Source organism: Paracoccus methylarcula (genome assembly GCF_003007735.2).
Lineage (GTDB): Bacteria > Pseudomonadota > Alphaproteobacteria > Rhodobacterales > Rhodobacteraceae > Paracoccus > Paracoccus methylarcula.
The window spans coordinates 1-17,592 of the sequence record NZ_PXNQ02000017.1 but is presented as its reverse complement, the minus strand read 5'-3'; the positions used below and the strand labels follow the sequence as shown (position 1 = coordinate 17,592).

General features: G+C 59.7%; 11 protein-coding genes and 2 pseudogenes. 8 read left to right on the top strand and 5 right to left on the bottom strand.

Going from position 1 to position 17,592, the window contains the following annotated elements:
• Positions 1-15: 15 nt before the first annotated feature.
• Entirely contained in the window at positions 16-1,701 is a 1,686-nt protein-coding gene (kdpA, locus tag A7A09_RS19925; protein ID WP_106693027.1) for a potassium-transporting ATPase subunit KdpA, read from the bottom strand.
• A gap of 83 nt (positions 1,702-1,784) precedes the next feature.
• Here kdpA and A7A09_RS20655 point away from each other — a divergent pair, with 83 nt between their 5' ends.
• The 3 genes from A7A09_RS20655 (at position 1,785) to A7A09_RS19910 (ending at position 5,432) form a co-directional block, all read left to right on the top strand.
• On the top strand, positions 1,785-2,042 hold the full coding sequence (locus tag A7A09_RS20655) for a hypothetical protein (RefSeq protein WP_148043733.1): 258 nt from the start codon (positions 1,785-1,787) through the stop codon (positions 2,040-2,042).
• A 43-nt stretch (positions 2,043-2,085) separates the two neighbouring features.
• Positions 2,086-3,858, top strand: a complete 1,773-nt coding sequence (locus A7A09_RS19915; RefSeq protein WP_106693040.1) for an SLC13 family permease — start codon at positions 2,086-2,088, stop codon at positions 3,856-3,858.
• A 155-nt stretch (positions 3,859-4,013) separates the two neighbouring features.
• Complete coding sequence (locus A7A09_RS19910) at positions 4,014-5,432, top strand: TrkH family potassium uptake protein (RefSeq protein ID WP_106693025.1); 1,419 nt, start codon at positions 4,014-4,016, stop codon at positions 5,430-5,432.
• A 209-nt stretch (positions 5,433-5,641) separates the two neighbouring features.
• On the opposite strand, the gene A7A09_RS19905 is transcribed toward A7A09_RS19910, so the two are convergent.
• Complete coding sequence (locus A7A09_RS19905) at positions 5,642-5,920, bottom strand: SH3 domain-containing protein (protein WP_106693024.1); 279 nt, start codon at positions 5,918-5,920, stop codon at positions 5,642-5,644.
• A 798-nt stretch (positions 5,921-6,718) separates the two neighbouring features.
• Here A7A09_RS19905 and A7A09_RS19900 point away from each other — a divergent pair.
• The 3 genes from A7A09_RS19900 to A7A09_RS19890 all read left to right on the top strand — a co-directional run bounded on the left by A7A09_RS19900 (position 6,719) and on the right by A7A09_RS19890 (position 7,889).
• Positions 6,719-6,901 carry a hypothetical protein gene (locus tag A7A09_RS19900; protein ID WP_106693023.1) on the top strand — a complete coding sequence of 61 codons (183 nt, stop codon included), beginning with the start codon at positions 6,719-6,721 and terminating at the stop codon, positions 6,899-6,901.
• A gap of 176 nt (positions 6,902-7,077) precedes the next feature.
• The gene (locus A7A09_RS19895) at positions 7,078-7,305 is read left to right on the top strand and encodes a hypothetical protein (RefSeq protein WP_245999490.1); all 228 of its coding nucleotides are present in this window, start codon (positions 7,078-7,080) and stop codon (positions 7,303-7,305) included.
• Positions 7,306-7,640: 335 nt separating this feature from the next.
• On the top strand, positions 7,641-7,889 hold the full coding sequence (locus A7A09_RS19890) for a peptidase (RefSeq protein WP_106693022.1): 249 nt from the start codon (positions 7,641-7,643) through the stop codon (positions 7,887-7,889).
• A 962-nt stretch (positions 7,890-8,851) separates the two neighbouring features.
• Here A7A09_RS19890 and A7A09_RS19885 read toward each other — a convergent pair.
• The gene (locus A7A09_RS19885) at positions 8,852-9,142 is read right to left on the bottom strand and encodes a hypothetical protein (protein WP_211341198.1); all 291 of its coding nucleotides are present in this window, start codon (positions 9,140-9,142) and stop codon (positions 8,852-8,854) included.
• 42 nt (positions 9,143-9,184) lie between these two features.
• Between A7A09_RS19885 and A7A09_RS19880 the strand changes: the two genes are divergently transcribed.
• Positions 9,185-9,631 carry a class I SAM-dependent methyltransferase gene (locus tag A7A09_RS19880; protein WP_211341197.1) on the top strand — a complete coding sequence of 149 codons (447 nt, stop codon included), beginning with the start codon at positions 9,185-9,187 and terminating at the stop codon, positions 9,629-9,631.
• Positions 9,526-10,678 (top strand): annotated as a pseudogene (locus tag A7A09_RS19875) (IS5 family transposase); the annotation flags it as partial. The gene A7A09_RS19880 and the pseudogene A7A09_RS19875, both read left to right, overlap by 106 nt.
• Positions 10,679-10,939: 261 nt before the next feature.
• On the opposite strand, the pseudogene A7A09_RS21180 reads toward A7A09_RS19875, so the two are convergent.
• Both A7A09_RS21180 and A7A09_RS19850 read right to left on the bottom strand, forming a co-directional pair.
• Positions 10,940-15,042, bottom strand: a pseudogene (locus A7A09_RS21180) (autotransporter family protein); the annotation flags it as partial.
• Between the two features lie 47 nt (positions 15,043-15,089).
• Complete coding sequence (locus A7A09_RS19850) at positions 15,090-17,579, bottom strand: beta strand repeat-containing protein (protein WP_148043732.1); 2,490 nt, start codon at positions 17,577-17,579, stop codon at positions 15,090-15,092.
• Positions 17,580-17,592: the final 13 nt, after the last annotated feature.

Here is a 17,592-nt window from a genome sequence, read left to right as displayed (position 1 = left end):
AGGCCGCGGCATGGATCAATAGCCTTGCCCGGCGATCAGCGCCGTGTGCTCGGCAATGGGGCCAAGGGCGAGGACCGGAAAGAATGTCAGCGCGCCGAAAATCACCACCGTGACGATCAGAAGCGTCACGAAAAGCGGCCCATGCGTGGGGAAGGTTCCGGCGGTGGACGGGCTTTGCTGCTTGGCGATCAGCGATCCGGCGATGGCCAGCATCGGCACGATGATCGCATAGCGGCCCAGCAGCATCGCGAGGCCAAGCGCGGTGGTCTGCCATGGCTCGGCCGCGCCCCAGCCTGCGAATGCCGAACCGTTATTGCCGATTGCCGAGGAATAGCCATAGAGGATCTCGCTCAGCCCATGCGGTCCGGCATCCTGCACCGATTGCAGCGCCATCGGCACCGTGGCCGAAATCGCTCCGCCGACAAGGATTCCCAACGGCATCGACAGAAAGGCCAGTATCGCAAGCGTGACCTCGCGCCCCTCGATCTTGCGGCCCAGATATTCGGGCGAGCGCCCGACCATCAGCCCGGCCAGGAATACCGCCAGCACGACATAAAGCAGCATCCCGTAGAACCCGGCCCCGACGCCGCCGAAGATCACCTCGCCGATCTGCATGTTGATCAGCGTGACAAGGCCGGATAGCGGCATGAAACTGTCATGCATCGCGTTGACCGACCCGTTGGAGGCGGCGGTCGTGGCCTCGGCCCAGAGCGCCGACAGGGCGGCGCCGAAGCGAAGCTCCTTGCCCTCCATGTTTGCGCCCGCTCCCAGCAGCGGATTGCCCCCGGTTTCGCCCAGATAGATGACCGTCAGCCCCAGCACGAACATCGCCGACATGGCGGCAAAGATCGCCCAGCCCTGCCGCCCGTCCTTCGCCATCCGGCCGAACAGGAAACAGAAGGAGACCGGGATCAACAGGATCGCCATCGTCTGGAACATGTTAGAGACGATGGTCGGGTTCTCGAACGGATGGGCCGAGTTCACGCCGAAGAAACCGCCGCCATTGGTGCCGAGCTGCTTGATGGCGACCTGGCTGGCCGCCGGACCGCGCGCGATCACCTGATCGGCACCTTCAAGCGTCGTGACATGGGCGGCGCCCAGCAATGTCTGGGGCACACCCTGAAGAATCAGGATCAACCCCAGTATGACCGAAAGCGGCAGCAGGACATAAAGGACCGAGCGCGTCATGTCGCACCAGAAATTGCCCAGCCCGCTATCCTTCGTCCCGGTAAAGCCACGGATCACCGCGACCGCCACGGCCATGCCCGTCGCGGCAGAGACGAAATTCTGCAGCGTCAACCCGGCCATCTGGGCAAGATAGGAAAGCTGAGCCTCGCCGGAATAGGCCTGCCAGTTGGTATTCGTGACAAAGCTGACCGCCGTGTTGAAAGCCAGGTCCGGAGACATCGCGCCGATCCCGTCCGGGTTCAGCGGCAGCAGGCCCTGCAGCCTGAGAATGGCATAAAGCAGCCCGAAGCCGGCAAGGTTGAAACCCAACACAGCCAGCGCATAGCCGCGCCAGCCCTGCGAAGCGCCGGGGCGAATGCCGGCGAGGCTGTAAAACCCCCTTTCGACCGGCCCGAGCAAGGGCGAGAGCAGGTTCCGCTCTCCTGCATAGACGCGGATCATATGGGCGGCGAGCAGATAGCCGCCCCCGGTCAGGACGATCGCGTAAAGAATATATCCGATCAGGTCGGGCATGATCGCGTCCTCAGAAACGCCCTGGACGCGTCAGCGCCAGGATCAGAAAGACGAAAATCCCCGCCGCGACGGCGAGGCCAAGAATGAGATCCAGCATCACGGCCTCACAATCGGTCGATCAGGCGGGTTGTCGCGGCAAAGGCAGCGAAGCCGCCAATGCCAAGCGCCAGGTAAATCAGATCAGCCATAATCCAGCTCCTGCGGTTTCAATCGCAGCAGCCATCGCGCGAACCCGCGTTAAGGCGATATGTGAATCTTCCGGGCATCGCGTGAAAAACGTGTTAAAAAACCATCTGTTCGGAGCCACACCGCAAATCCATGCAAGGCAATGGGCATCCTGATTTTCTGATGTGCATCGCCGCCATATGGGTTACATCTTGGTTCGTGACACAGGACCAGATCATCCTTTTCTCGCTTTTCGGCCTTGTCTTCGCGCTCTTGCTCTGGGGGCGTTTTCGCTATGATCTCGTCGCGTTCACTGCACTTCTTTTGGGTGTCGTGCTGGGCGTCGTACCCTCCGAAGATGCGTTTGCGGGCTTTGGTCACCCGGCGACGCTGGTGGTGGCGCTGGTGCTGATTGTTTCGGCCGGTCTGGTTCGCTCCGGCGCGGTTTACCTGATCACCCGAACGCTTGTGGACAGTTCGCGCAAACTCGGCGCACATATCGCGATCATGGGAGGGATCGGGGCGGTGCTGTCGGCCTTCATGAACAATGTCGCCGCACTGGCCCTGCTGATGCCCGTGGACATGCAGACAGCGAAAAAGGCGGGGCGTGCGCCCGGTCTGTCGCTGATGCCGCTGTCTTTTGCAACGATCCTGGGCGGGATGGCAACGCTGATCGGCACACCCCCCAATATCATCATTGCCAGCTTTCGAGAACAGGCTCTTGGCGAACCGTTCCGCATGTTCGATTTCGCTCCGGTGGGTGGAACGGCGCTGATCGTCGGGTTGATCTTCGTGGCATTGATCGGCTGGCGGCTGATCCCGGCCCGGACGGAAACCCGCGTGTCTGCTGCGGAAGTCCAGGAATATATCGCCGAATTGACCGTGCCGGAGGAAAGTGACCTGATCGGGCAGCGTGTCCGCGATCTGCAAGAGGCGGCCGAGAAATCGGATGTCGCGCTGATCGGGTTGATCCGGAATGGCAAGAGGCGCTACGGGACCGCCTGGAATACCCGGATCGAGGGACAGGACGCCTTGGTTCTGGATGGCGCTCCCGATGCTTTGGACGAATTCCGCTCGGCCCTGAAACTGGATTTCGCCGAAACCCCGCGCGAGGAATTGCTGCGCGCCGATAACGAGGGTGTGGCGCTGATCGAGGTGGTCGTGCCCGAGCAATCCCGTCTGGTAGGACGCAGCGCCAATGCCATCGGGCTGGCCTGGCGGCAGGGCACGATCCTTCTGGGCATATCCCGGCAGGGCAAGAAAATTCACGACCATATTCGCGGGACGCGGATCAGACCGGGCGACATCCTGCTATTGCTGACGCCCAAGGAAACTTCGGGCGAGGTGATCGACTGGCTGGGTGTCCTGCCATTGGCCGATCGCGGCCTGACAGTGACGCAGAACAGCAAGACTTGGCTCGCCATCGGTATTTTCGGAGCGGCGGTTGCCGCCTCTTCTGTCGGGTTGATCTATCTTCCGATCGCCCTGGGACTGGTGGTGACGGCCTATGTTCTGGCCCGTATCCTGTCGATAAACGAGATCTACGATCATGTGGAATGGCCCGTTGTCGTCCTGCTGGGATCGATGATCCCGCTTGGCGGGGCATTGGAAAGCTCAGGTGGCACCGATCTGATCGCTTCGGCCCTCACCAGTCTCACTTACGGGATGCCGGCCTGGGTCGCGCTGACCCTGCTGATTGTGGTCACCATGACGCTGTCGGATGTGCTCAACAATACCGCGACCACCATTGTCGCGGCCCCGGTCGGGATACAGATGGCGCATACCCTGAACGTTTCACCCGACCCGTTCCTGATGGCTGTGGCGGTCGCGGCATCGGCCGCCTTCCTGACGCCGATCGGGCATAAGAACAATACACTGATCCTTGGCCCCGGTGGCTATCGCTTCGGCGATTACTGGCGCATGGGCCTGCCGCTGGAAATATTGATCGTCGCTGTCTCGGTTCCCGCCATCCTGGTTTTTTGGCCATTGTGACGGAGGCAACGCCCTCGATGCTTGCAGATGGCTGAGAAGGGAAGCGCAAAGACCGCATGTAGATGCCTGGCCAGAAAGCCTACGCTCCTCGCAAATAGTTGACCGACTCTCCAAGGGCTTCTAAGGATCATTTCCTCAGAAGCGTCGAGGCTGCGATGAAATTTGTCACCTTCGTCAATGGATCAGTGCTTCTGTTCATGTCGGTACTCATGTTGCTGGACGCGGTGATTTTCCCCCAGACTGGCTGGACGTTTCTGCTAGCGGGATTGCTTTGCGGAACAGCGGGAAGCGCGATCGCTATCGCGGGACGATCACGCAGGCCACAACTTCATCGGCTGCACGGCTTTCTGATGACCGCGACCGTCTGGATCACCGCGGCGCTCGCCGGTGCAGTGCCGCTTTACATGTGGGGCTTGCCGCTGGTCGATGCCGTTTTCGAGGCAATGTCCGGCATCACGACAACCGGTTCCACGGTGATGGTCGGTCTCGATGACACTCCCAAGGGCATCCTGTTCTGGCGCTCCGTCCTGCAGGCTGTCGGGGGTATTGGCTTTATCGTGACGGGAATTGCCCTGCTGCCGATCCTTCGTGTCGGCGGGATGCAGTTGTTCCGGACGGAAAGTTCGGAGCAGGATGAGAAGGAATTTGCAAGTGCCACGCGCTTCGCGATTGCAACGCTTTTCGTCTATCTCGGGTTGATGCTGCTATGCGGGGCCACCTACGCAATGGGCGGAATGAGCCTCTTCGAGGCCGTGAATCATGCCATGACGACCTTGGCGACTGGCGGATACTCGACATCCGACTCGTCATTCGGGCATTTCGAAAGCCCTTTCCTGCAATGGTCGGGAACCCTGTTCATGCTATCGGGCGGGTTGCCCTTGGCTTGGTATATCCGGATCTATACTCGTCGCTCTCTACGGAATGAGCAGGTCCGACTGATGATCACCAACCTCGTTGTGGTCATTGTCACGATGTCGCTTTGGTTGAGCGTCTCTGCTGATCTGAATTTTCTGGTGGCAGCGCGGTTGGTCGCCTTCAATGTCGTCTCCGTAGTGACCACAACGGGCTACGCGACAACGGATTATTCGACCTGGGGACCCATTGCGGTCGCGGCGTTTTTCATCCTTACCGCTGTGGGTGGTTGTTCCGGATCGACTGCCGGAGGCGCCAAGGCAATGCGTTGGGTCATCATGAGCCGAACAATAAAAGCCGAGCTCGCCAAAATGCATCATCCGCATGCCGTGAAGACGATTCGATATGAGGGGCGGAAGGTCGAGCCAGACGTGCTGAACGGTGTGATAGCGTTTGTCGCGATTTACGTCGCGACCTTCGTGCTCGGGGCCGTTGTGTTGAATTTGATGGGTGTTGATTTCACGACCGCTGTCAGTGGCTCCTTGACCGCATTGGCCAACGTTGGCCCGGGGCTCGGCGAGATTATCGGACCTGCAGGCAACTTTTCCTCGCTGAGCGATCCTGCGAAACTTACGCTGGTGGTTGGTATGTATCTTGGAAGACTTGAAATCCTGACTGTGCTAATCGTTTTTGCTCCGAACTATTGGCGCGCGCTTCAATAAAGCCTGCAGGAACGGCGATCTACATCGTCTGGTATTCTAGCCCACCTGCAGGTAAGCTTTTCGGCCGTCATGCTGGATGTCTGTTTTCCCGTATTGTGTAAATTTGACAGGCTGCCTTCGCTGCAACCAGTATGAACGACCGCTTCAGTGAAGCCGCATCGCAGCATCACCGAGGGTGGTGAATGACAGGAAAGGGCCGGATTACGCTGTCAACGATGCGCCAGATAGTCCGCCGAAACGTAACCAGAGATACTGGGCTTGTCGGTGAGGAAGACCCTGCACCAGACCTTACCACTATTTGTCACGCAGTTCTGACGGGTTAGGCGGGTTCCGTCTGGCAAGCCGATTATGATTTTGTGGTTGAGGCCCGGGCCTTCGCGAAGCTTCAGGAGATCATCTGGTCCGGCACCTTTGACGACGGCACCAGAACCCACCGTGCATCCGGTAGCGATCATGAGGGTGAGAAGAGCAGCAAAATGAGTTCGCATTATCTGTCCTGAATCGTTTCGCCATCAATACGACACCACCACGCTAAATGACAGTGGGCAGGAAACGGACGCGGAGAGTGAAGAACGGCGCGAAGATCTGCGCTTCGTTGCCCACCGAAATGCCGCGCCCATCCGGTTGGCGCTTGCGTGTTGGTTGCGGGTTCCGCTACGCCTGACTTGAACCTCCGATTGGTTAATATATTGATATTACTTGACAAGAGGTTCTGGCTCAGGCGTTTCTCGAGTAAATGCTAGAAGCGCGCCGTTTGGCGCGCCGTGCGTAAGCTACTAATTTATATGGATGTTTTTGGATCTAATTGGTTTCGGGGGGTGGCAACCACCGATACCGACAATCACTTGAAGTCTTTGTTTAAAAAAATAAATTTCTATATTTCAATCTTCACAACCCTTTCGAAAACATGAGGTCCACACTCGAACGCTGTTCAGAAGCTCGAAGTCGGAGATTGCGTGCGTGTCACGGGCACGATCGTGACTGAGCTTTTGGAGCAGCTTGTAATCCGCGCAGATGGTGTAACTGACATACACATCGTCGAAGTCGCGAATTAGGGATCGAGAACGCTGCACCCGTCATCGGAAATGGGCGTCCACATAATCGCGATTCTAACTGTCGGTGTCGATGATCGTTTCCTTTGCGGAAACGTCTGGGCATCCTTTGGAACGGTCCCCGGATCTTGTGCGATTGTTGACCAGCACAAGGTGTATTCCGCCCCCTGCGCCCCCATATTAGTAGGTATACCTGTTCGGTAATTCTGTGCGGTGTCATGGAGGGCCAAGCATATGAGCGCCCAGGAAAATCTCAACCCGGAACAGAAAGACATCTCCCGGTCGGATCTGACGGAACAAATCAAGCCAACCGATTTGACGGAGCCAGTCAAAGAGCTCAAGCAGGAGGAAAAGACGCTTGGGAAGCGTAAGAGGTCATCTACTTGGCAATGGGTTTGCCAGAAATTGAGGATGTGAGAATTGGTCGCCACTCCCGACGACAGAGGTTCGTTTGGCATAATTGGCGTGTAGAGATGGCCCGTGATAATCAGCTAATGGCGACATGAAATGATCAGCAGTTGGAGCGGTGGGATAAATCCTGCCGGTCTTCATAAGCAGGACCGGATTGGAAGAGCTTAACGCACGGAGGTGATATGCCACGAAAACAAGGTCCAGGTTTTCCTTACGAACAGATATTCAAGCCTAAAGAAACGATCCATGATCGAACAACTGCCGCGGCGAAGCAAATCGTAGCGGATGCGCATGAGCGCCAGGTTGAGCTGGGCGCCCAGCTCAAGGCTGCCCGTCTCAAAAAGGAGGCCGCTGAAGCCACGCGACCCGCGCTCGACAAGCGAAAATCGAGAAAAGGTAGTAAGCGCTGATATTGTGGGTCAGGCACCCGGCAAGCGGTTGAACCTTTGGATCGCATGGATGAATGCCGCACCAACGAGCGCGCGGGAATAAATCACGTAGCCAACAACAGGAGCGATTGCCTTTGCGTCGCCGGTCGGTCAGTGGTTCGGGCGCGCCGCGACGATGCCCACAACGAGTGTATGCACCTTCGAAGAAGGTTGCTTCCATGTTTGAACTCTGCAGTCGAGTTCCCGTGCAGCCTCGGCCTCTAACTCACGTTATTGTCCCCCTCCCGCCTGACGGGTACAAATCAATTATCAGAACGCCGGGTTCACGGCGCTGATGGCGAGAAAGATCATCAAATATGACACTTCTTTCATTTGCCGCATATGAGCAGCAGCTGAAATGGTGTACCTTTGCTCTGGGGCTCGGTAGCACGATCTCTGTGGTGCAAGGGTGGCAACTGGCGGCTATGATGCTCAGCTTACCATTCTGCTTGATCTGGATTTATTGCGGCTGGCTTCGAAATGAAGCTCAGCTCAAATTCATCAATATGATGTTCGCAGCGCTTTATGTATACGGGATTGCTCGGTATCTGATAACCACCACCTAGCATCCCTTAGCCTCGATATTCATCAACCTATCCTCGACAAAACATTGGACAGCGAGTCCAGTGTGAATGACATCGTCGTCATCAGCGCAGGTCACTACATTGTCACGTTTGAGGGCCGGTACCGTGGTCCCAAGCGCGAATTACTCTCGAACGGAAATCTTGTGTCAAACGACAAACACCATGGGCTCGAACACGTGTGCTCCAGTGTAAGCGGGCAAGAGGGCGCGTTGAATACGCGGGCTTGTTTTGCGTCTATTCAGTTCTGCCCTATGTGAACAGAAGCTGAACCGGAAAATTCATGGGGAGTCATAATGATGGCGCGAACATGTAAAGGAAGCTGCTCCAGGGAGCCGAGTCCGCTCAGTCACTGCCCGGCACAATCTTTGGAACGATTTCCGCGCCTTGAACAATTGCTGACGATGACCCGATGTATAACTACCCGGGAACCCCCACCTCTATTGTATCCGCCCAGTAACCCTGCGCGGTGTTATGGAGGGAACGCCTATGAGCGCCCCGTATAAACCCGACCCCGACAAGAAAGCCGCACCGCAGCCCGAGCAGTCGGAGCAGGTGAAAACCCCTAAGCAGCAGGGGGACAATGACGCAGCCTCCCCTTCGGCGGATCAAACTCCCAGCTGACATCAAGGATGGCGCGATACAGCGGTGGGAGGATGAGGGAGGACTTCTACCTTCCAGCGTGATCGCAGTACTGGCAATATTGCCAAATTAGGCGGCGGGGCAGCACCCGCCGTTTTAGCATGAAGAAATCTCGTTCAATGCCGCGATTCCTCCAAATACATTATCTCAACAACCGAGCCGTGCCATAATCACCTTGCTTCTCCCGCTCATCGGCAGATGATGTTCGGCCAAGCCGATATGTCTCCAGGACAAATTGTGCCGGGCCTCGATGTCGAAAGGAAAAGAAGCTGCAAGACGTGGTCAATTGCGGCTCCATACTGGTTTCACGCGTCCATCACCCTCTCCGCTGCCTCCCGCAGCACAGCGGCAACGGCGGGATGGGCGTGTTCAACCTGCCAAGCGAATGTGGTCCGCGCTTGCTCTCGGCCTTCCTCGGTCGCCAGTAGAGCCTTCTGCATCGTTACCAACAACTCGAGCAGGAACTCTCGTAGCGCTTCCTCATTGGTCATCGTGTGATCTGGAGTTTTGGCCATGGCGCTTATTCGTTTGACGTCATCGTTCCATGTTACCAGCAGATGCGTCCCGGTCTCACACAATCCCGAAGCGAACAGCACGTCCCGGTCGGAACTTCACTCCGGCGAGGCGTTGCCTATCGCTTGATAGGTGACAGCAGCGACGGCCTGCTCTCGCTGTCCGAGGTGTTCACGTTGGTCGAGCCGACTGGACTGTTTGTGACCGATCTGGAATTGCTGCGCCTGCTTATGCCGAAACCCTGCGCCACTAGCGCGCGGCTATCGGCGCAGACCTACAAGGTTCGCGCCCTCTACGACGGTCTCTTCTACCGGATGTGGGAATTCTATCTGGCGCTCTGCGAGGTGGGCTTCCGCCGGCGCACGAACATCGTTTTTCAGATGCAGCTCACGCGTCAGCTTGATCGGCGGCCCATTACCCGCGACGACATGTTCAAGGCAGAAAGCGATGAGACCCTGTGGGCGCATCGTCTGAAGGGATTGTGGCGCGTCGGGTCGAGAACCCTTACTGTCAGCACTTCACCGGCGAGGTGTTCTTCCAGCATCGTCCCCCGCTCGGTCCGAGCTCCCTGACCCGCTGGCACAAGCGGATCGGCGAAGAAGGCGTCGAATGGCTGCTCACCAAAACCGTCGACGCGGGGCGGCAGGCCGGCGTGATTGATGAAGGCAGCACACGGCGCGTGGCGATTGATACGACCGTGATGGAGAAGAACATTGCTCATCCGACGGACGCCCGGCTTTATGAGCGGACCCGCAAGCAGTTGGTTGCATTGGCTGCCGAGACGGGGCTCACCCTTCGGCAAAAACTATGATCGCCTCGCGCCGCGGCTGGCCCGGCAAGTCGGACGCTACGCCCATGCCCGGCAGTTCAAACGGATGCGCAAGGCGCTGAAGAAGCTCAAGGGATACGCGGGAGGTGTTCTGCGCGATCTGCGCCGGCAACTCGATGACATTTCCACCAGGGCTCTCCGCGAACGCGTGCTGGACAGGCTGGTTCTCGTTGACGGGCTGTTGCAACAAGGACCGAAAAGCGCCGGTAAAATCTACATCCTGCACGAACCGCAAGTGGATTGCATCTCGAAGGCCGAGGCGCGGCGGCGCTATGAGTTCGGCACCATGGTCAGCATCGCCACCTCCATCGATGAGGGGTTCGTCCTGGGAACCCGCAGCTTCCCCGGCAACCCCTATGTCGGCCATACCCTTGCGCCTGCCCTGGAGCAGATTGAGATCCTGACCGGTGCGGCCCCGGAACGCGCTGTCGTCGATCGTGGCTATCGGGGTCACGGCGTCAAAACCACCCGCGTTCTGATCAGCGGCATGCGCCGGGGTCTGACGCCCACACTGGTCAGATTGTTCCGGCGACACAGTGCCATCGAGCCTGAAATCGGACACATCAAAACCGACGGCCGCCTGGCACGTTGCCCGCTCAAGCGGCTGATCGGAGATGCAGTCTTTGCCGTCCTGTGCGGATGTGGCCACAACATCCGCAAGATCCTCGCCCACCTTCGGGCTTTATGGGCTCAAATCTGGACCGCGATCCTGTTCGCCATGGTTCGCAAAACCCGAGATACCTTCGGCAACCGCCCCTATTCGCCAATAGGAACAGCTTGTTCAGCGTGAACTAATTACGGGCTGGTGGCCGATATTCAACTCGGAGTCGAGATATCCAACCACCGCTTGTGTGGGTAATCGCAAGCCGGGGACGGCCGCGGCTAACCGGTCAAAACGTGTCAGAACCGCGAAGGTTTCATCCAAGGGTTCCGATATAACCAAGTCCTTGGCTGCAGCAAACATTCAGCCACGTTCCGATCTCCCCCCTCAGAACCTCACTTGCAGGTCGGCCTTGAGGCCGCTCTCCTGGACGCCGCTTCCGAACTGCCCCTGGTAGGACAGGCCAAACCTGGCGGTGTCGGAGACATTCAGATCGACGCCGGCTTCTATGACCGCCGCGTCCTCGGCGATCGGCACGCCGGCGATGGTGAAGGCGTTACCGGCCGAGAAGGCATGGTGCGACAGTGGCGTGGTATCGCCAAAGGCATGACGCCAGCCCAGCATGCCGCGCAGGGTGCCGTCCATTCCCTCGAAACGGATATCTGTCGAAGCCCGGACGCCAAGCGTGGCAAAGCTGGTCTCGGTTTCCTGTTCGGCCACTTGCAACGCTGCCTCGCCGCCCCGCTCTGTGAACCCGTCCGTTTTCAAACGCAGATGGGCAAGCCCGACAAAGGGCTCGTAGGACGCCGTCGCGGTCTCGATCCGGTATCCCAACTCGCCGAAGGCTGCAGGCTGGTCGCATCATAATCCGCTTCCAGCTTGTCGCGCCCATAGCCGGGCACGGCGACGGTTCTGCTGGTCTCGATCTCGTGGCGCGTATAGGCGAGGCCCAAACGGAAGCTCCAATCATTCCATTGTCTCCCGCCGTAGAGCCCGAAGTGGTAATTGTCGTCCGAGCCCGATGAATGCCGGTCATCGGCATCGAAGGAGCCGTGCCCGACCCCGGCCAGAGCCCCGAGCCGCCAGTCCTCCCCGACGAGCGCATCCGCCCCCATCAGGAACCCCCCGGAGGATTGGTCGAAATTCGCGGCATTGCCATCGCTGTCGAATTCACCCCATGCGCCAAAGGCCTGTCCCCAGGCGGCAAGACCCGAGGTATCAGCCGCCACAAGCCCGGGCCGACCTTCGGCAAAGCCGATCACCGACATGCCGGATTTGCCCGTGCCCCCGAATGCGGCCCGAAGACGATCATTGGCGGCCTCGCGCGGGAAACGGCCATCCTCGATCAGTGCCGATTTGACTGAAGCATGAATCTCCCCCGAGAGCGCATCGAAGCTGGTCCGGATCAGGGCGTCGTCATCGCCAAGCTGGGCGATGGCGTCATAGACCGCGTGCCCGGTGTCAAAGCCGATGCCGTCGATACCGCCGGCCGTGGCCTTCTGGTTGCGGGTCAGCGCCGCAGAGACGAAGGCGCGGTCATTACGGACGAGTTCGATACTCACCGTCCCGAGATCGTAATCATAGAGCAGATCGGGAGTCAGGAAGGCAAAATCCGAGGTCACATCGTCGAAGCTTCCCTCCAGTCCCTCCGCCGACAGGATCGTGTAGCTGGAGCGAAGGTCGTAATTGCCGGTGGCTCCGATATGGGCGACCGAGCCACCCTGAATCCCGGCATGGCCCGTGACTTGCAACAAGTCACTGTCGCCGCTTGCGGGCATCACCTCGACGGCGTAGCGAGAGCCGGTCTCGAGCGTGAGATCCCCTGCCATGGTCAGCGTGCCGATGGAGTTGCCCGGCGCGATGGTCCCGCCATCGGCGACGGTGGTTGTTCCCACCGTGCCCGAGCCACCAAGCGTAGTGCCGGTGCCGACATCAAGACTGCCGCCCAGCGTGCCGTTCACAGAAAGCATGCCGCCCGCCACCGTCGTCCTGCCGCCAAAGCCGGAGCCGTCACCGCTATAGAACAGCGTCCCGTCACCGTCCTTCACGACATCGCCCATCCCCGACAGTGCGCCCATAAAACCCGCATCATTCACCTGCTCGAAGATCACCGTGCCGGCATTGCTGATATCCCCGGAAATCGCTGCAGCATCGCCGATCAGCGTGCCCGCCGTGACATGGGTGTTGCCATAGCTGTTGTCACCCGAAAGCGTCAGCGTCCCGTCGCCCTGCTTGAAGAGCTCTCCGGTCCCGGTGATGTCGCCGGTCAGGCCAAGTGCTGTCTCACCGGCAATATCGAAACCGCCATCGCCGGCAAGGTTCACCGCACGAGAACTGTCGAAGCTGTCCGTCGTGACCAATTGGCCCCCGTTGAAAGTCAACCCGCCCTCGGCATCACCCAGATTGGCGTCAGCAGAGACCTGCACGGCGCCGCCGGCAATCGTCGTGCCACCCTGGTAGCTGTTCTGCCCGGACAGCACCAGCGTGCCGGCCTCGGTCTTGGTAATGCCGCCCGTACCGGTGATGGTCGTCGCGATCTCGGCGCTGTCGGCCAGCACCCGAATTTCCGAGCCATCAGCGGCGGTTTGAAGCGCGCCATCGCCCGTGAGGCGATATCCCTCATCGACGAATTGCAGCCCCTCGAAGCCTTGTGTGCCCGTGACCGAGATCGTGCCGCCGTCAAAACCGCCGGGCTGGTTCTTGAAGACCGCGTGATGGCCCGCCCAGGAGACAGGAATGTCGCCGTCCCGGTTCAGCCATTGCGCGTTGGTCGCATTCCAGACCCCATTGCCACCCTGCCAGTGTTGCGACGTATCGTCGCCAAGCGCCGCGATGAACAAATCGACATTGCCGCCGCCGGCCTGGATCTCGAAGGCACCCGCATCGTCGATCTCCGGGTGATTACCGAGCCCGAGCCCGTCACCCGACAGTTCTCCGCCATAGGTCATCAGCCGGTAATAGCCGAGGCCCGCCGTGCCGTCCCCGGCATCATCGCTTTGCGCCAGATCCAGCGTGCCGTTCAGATCGAGATCCCCGGTCACCGCGATCCGGTCGCTGCTGCCCGGTGCATCTGCGCTGCCTGGATCACCCAGCTCATAGGCCAGCGTCGCGCCCGAAGCGAGGCTCAGATCGCCGTTCACGGTCAGCGTTCCGATGGAATTGCCCGGTGTGATGGTGCCGCCATCTGCGACGGTGGTTGTTCCCACCGTGCCAGAGCCGCCAAGCGTCGCGCCTGCGCCGACATCAAGACTGCCGCCCAGCGTGCCGTTGACGGAAAGCATGCCGGCATTGATGGCTGTGGTTCCGGTGAATGCAGCGGAATCCCCGGTCAACTCAAGCACGCCCGTCCCGTGTTTGTTAATTTGGCCGTTGCCCGAAAACCCGCCGGCAAAGGAGAAATCGTTCGCGCGGTTGAAGGCCAATGTGCCGGCAGACGCGATCTCGATATCCCCGAGGATGGACCCCTGCGCGCCGCCATTGCCGATTTGCAGCGTCCCGGCATTGATTGCTGTTCCGCCGGAGTAACTGCTGTCACCAGTCAGCGTCAGCTTTCCGGCGCCGTTCTTGACAAGACTGCCGTCGTCACCGGATATCGTCCCGCCGATCGTGTCATTCAGCCCAAGACCGCCGAGCGTCAGGGAGTTCCCACCAAGATAGACGGCACCGTTCCCCGACAGCGAGCCGATGCCGATACCATCAGATGTGAGGTCGGAAATATCGACCTGACCACTGCTATTGACGATGGTGGCATTGTCGGCCGCGTTGTTGCCGTGGAAACGGACGACGCCGTTGTCATTGACGAAGCTGGCGCTGCCGGCGGTGGCATTGTCATAGAAGTCCAGCGTACTGGTGTTGATCGTAATGGTCGCGTTGTCCGCCGTCGAGTTGCCGTTGAACGATAATCCTCCTAGGTCGTCGATGACAATGATCGCGTCTTGCGCCGAGGCCGTATCGTAGAAATTGATGCGGCCGCACGTATTGTTGATCCTCGCGCTTCCTGCCGACGATGTATGGCTGAAGCTTAACGCACCGATCGCATCGGATTTGTTCATGGTAATGGCGAGATTACCGGCGCTTGCGTCATCGATGAAGGCAAGGCTGCCTGCGTCGATCGATACGGGTCCAGTGCCAAGCGCCCCCGTGCCCGCTGCCGTAACCCGCCCCTGCAAGATCGCCGTGCCTCCGCTGTATGTATTGCTGTTGTTCAGTCTCAGTTCGTCATCACCGGTCTTGGTGAGTTCACCAGTTCCGGAGACAATGCCATCCACCGCAAAAGCAGCATCGGTCCGGAACGTGCCGCCGCCCGCATTCAAGGTGACATTGCGGCCGGTCGAGAACCTCCCGGTGTTGCGCAGCGTGCCCCCGTTGAACGTCAGCCCGCCCTCGGCCGCACCCAGATTGGCATCGGCAGAGATCTGCACGGCGCCACCGGCAATCGTCGTTCCACCCTGATAGCTGTTCTGCCCGGACAGCACCAGCGTGCCGGCCTCAGTCTTGGTAATGCCCCCCGCGCCGGTAATCTCGGTCGCGATCTCGGCACTGTCAGCCAGCACCCGGATTTCCGAGCCGTCAGCGGCGGTTTCAAGCACGCCGGTGCCGGTCAGGCGATAGCCTCATCGACGAATTGCAGCCCCTCGAAACCCTGCGTGCCCGCGACCGCGATCGTGCCGCCGTCGAAACCGCCGGGCTGGTTCTTGAAGACCGCGTGATGGCCCGCCCATGTCGTCTCGATCTCGGCGCCCCGGTTCAGCCATTGCAAATTGGTCGCGTTCCAGACCCCGTCGCCGCCCTGCCAGTGTTGCAACGTATCGTCGCCTAGCGTCGCCACAAACAAATCGACGTTGCCGTCGCCGATTTGAACCTCGTAACCGCCGTTCAGGCTGTCCACTGTCGTCCCGATCTGCAGCCCGTCACCCGACAGATTGCCGCCATAGGTCATCAGCCGGTAATAACCGAGGCCCGCCGCACCGTCCCCGGCATCATCGCTTTGCGCCAGATCCAGCGTGGCGTTCAGAGCGAGATCACCCGTCACCGCGATCCGATCACTGCTGCCCGGAGCATCTGCGCTTCCCGGAGTGCCCAGCTCATAGGCCAGCGTCGCGCCTGAGGCTAGGCTCAGATCGCCGTTCACGGTCAGCGTGCCGATGGAACTGCCCGGCGCGATTGTGCCGCCATCCGCGACCGCTGTAGTCCCCACCGAGCCATTGCCGCCGAGCGTGCCGCCATCTTCGATGAGCACCGTACCGCCGATTTCGCCATTGCCGGCGGCATCGCCAACGAGCAACGAGCCGCCGGAAACGGTCGTGGTTCCAGAAAAGCCGGAGCTGTCGCCCGTCAGCAGGGTGGTTCCAGCGTCGTGATTGATGACATGTGTGCCCGTGCCTATGCTTTGCAGTCCCGTCGAAAACACATAATCGGCGTCGGTGTGATTGAAAACGAGCGTTCCGGCGCCGTCGTTGAATTGAAGGGATGGTGTGATCAAGACGCCTGCGGCTGCCGCGGTGTCGCCCGCCGCCGCACCGATGTTCAGCGTGCCGCTGCTGTCGGAGAAATACCCCAGAATGGCACTGGTGTTGGTGCTGGAGACTTGTCCGCGATCGGCAATGGTCATTGTAGCCTTGCCCTCATTGCCGATAGAAAACCCACCTCCCGAAAACGTGGAGCCCGCACCCGTGACCATCACCGTGCCCTCGGATTCAACACGTGTACCGAGCGCGATGCCGGAATCGGTGCTTGCACTTGCGCCGCCTTCAACGAGGAGCGAGCCTTTTCCGCGGAAGCCAACATAGATGCTTTGGGAACTCGTCCAGGTTGAACCCGTTCCGGAAACGGTGACGGCACCGGTGCTGCCGGCAATCAGAGCAATATCGGCCGAGGCGTTGGAGACGCTTGCTCCGTCTTCAATCCTCAAGGCGCCGTTGCCGTTATCGACGGTGCCGAGATAAATATGGCTCGCATTGGTCCAGCTCGAATCCTCTCCGGACACGGCGACTTGATCGATGCCGCCATCCGCGTTGCCGATGAAGCCGCGATAGTTGGAAAGGGTTCCGCCATCCTTTATGGCGAGCGTTCCACCATTAACCGATACATTTCCGTCAACGTCGTTCACGCCTGTCAGCGTCAGCGTACCGGCGTCCAGCTTGTTCAGGTCACCTGCGCCGGAGATCTTACCGGCATAGGTTCCGGCGTCCGTCTGTTCGAACGTGACGCCACGCGCGCCAACGCCGCTGGCAAATGTCAGGTCGCCACCGAAACTGTCAGTATTTCCAACGAGCATGCCCGCTTCGATGGTCCAGTCCTGATTACCGGTCCCTGTCAGCGCCCATGTGCTTGTGCCGGTCTTCTCGAATTGCTCGAAGCCGATGAATTCGTCTGTGGCATCTGCGGTTCCGGTATCGACGACCTTGCTGAGATCGAACGGTTCGGCAGGACTGGTATCGCCTCCGAGCGCCAGGGTATTGCTCATGCCGCTGGCGACGACATTGCCAGTGAAGGAATAACCGTCGCGCAGTTCCAGCCGGTTGGTGCCACCGGTGAAGGTGATCGCATTGGCTTGTTCGTAAAAATACCCGGTGCCTCCGGCGATCAGGCCGCTGTTGATGATCGTCATATCGGCGCCAATAATGCCGACACCGCCTTCACTTCGTATGGGTACATCAGACACAAAGCCCGCCGCCCCCCCGCTTCCGGTGCCGCCGGTGGGACCGGAAAATCCGCCGCCGCGACTGTGCTTGCCACCATCCCCCCCTTGAATGGTCCCGGCATTGATAACATTACCACCGCCTGAAAGCCGTAGGCCCGCACCGCCGGAGCCGACACCCTTTCCAGCGCCGCCGTTGATTTCGGCACTGTCCTGAAGGACAATATCGGCGGAACTGCTGGATGCTGCGACAATCCCGTCGCCGCCAGATCCGTCGCCGTCACCACCGTTACCGCCAGACACCGAGCCCCCAAGATCGAGCGAGATAGCGGCGCCATCCGTTACCACGATGCCCGCGCCGCCGCCGCCGCCGTAGTATAAGCCGCCGCCGTCGCCGCCGTTGATCCTGCCGTTCACGTCAAGCTCGGCATTCACACCCGTCCCGCTCACGAATACTCCCGCG

Coding starts and splice junctions, on each gene's coding strand:
- A7A09_RS20655 (WP_148043733.1), top strand. CDS start 1,785: ATGAGATCCAGCATCACGGCCTCACAATCGGTCGATCAGGCGGGTTGT.
- A7A09_RS19905 (WP_106693024.1), bottom strand. CDS start 5,920: ATGCGAACTCATTTTGCTGCTCTTCTCACCCTCATGATCGCTACCGGA.
- A7A09_RS19910 (WP_106693025.1), top strand. CDS start 4,014: ATGAAATTTGTCACCTTCGTCAATGGATCAGTGCTTCTGTTCATGTCG.
- A7A09_RS19900 (WP_106693023.1), top strand. CDS start 6,719: ATGAGCGCCCAGGAAAATCTCAACCCGGAACAGAAAGACATCTCCCGG.
- kdpA (WP_106693027.1), bottom strand. CDS start 1,701: ATGCCCGACCTGATCGGATATATTCTTTACGCGATCGTCCTGACCGGG.
- A7A09_RS19890 (WP_106693022.1), top strand. CDS start 7,641: ATGACACTTCTTTCATTTGCCGCATATGAGCAGCAGCTGAAATGGTGT.
- A7A09_RS19895 (WP_245999490.1), top strand. CDS start 7,078: ATGCCACGAAAACAAGGTCCAGGTTTTCCTTACGAACAGATATTCAAG.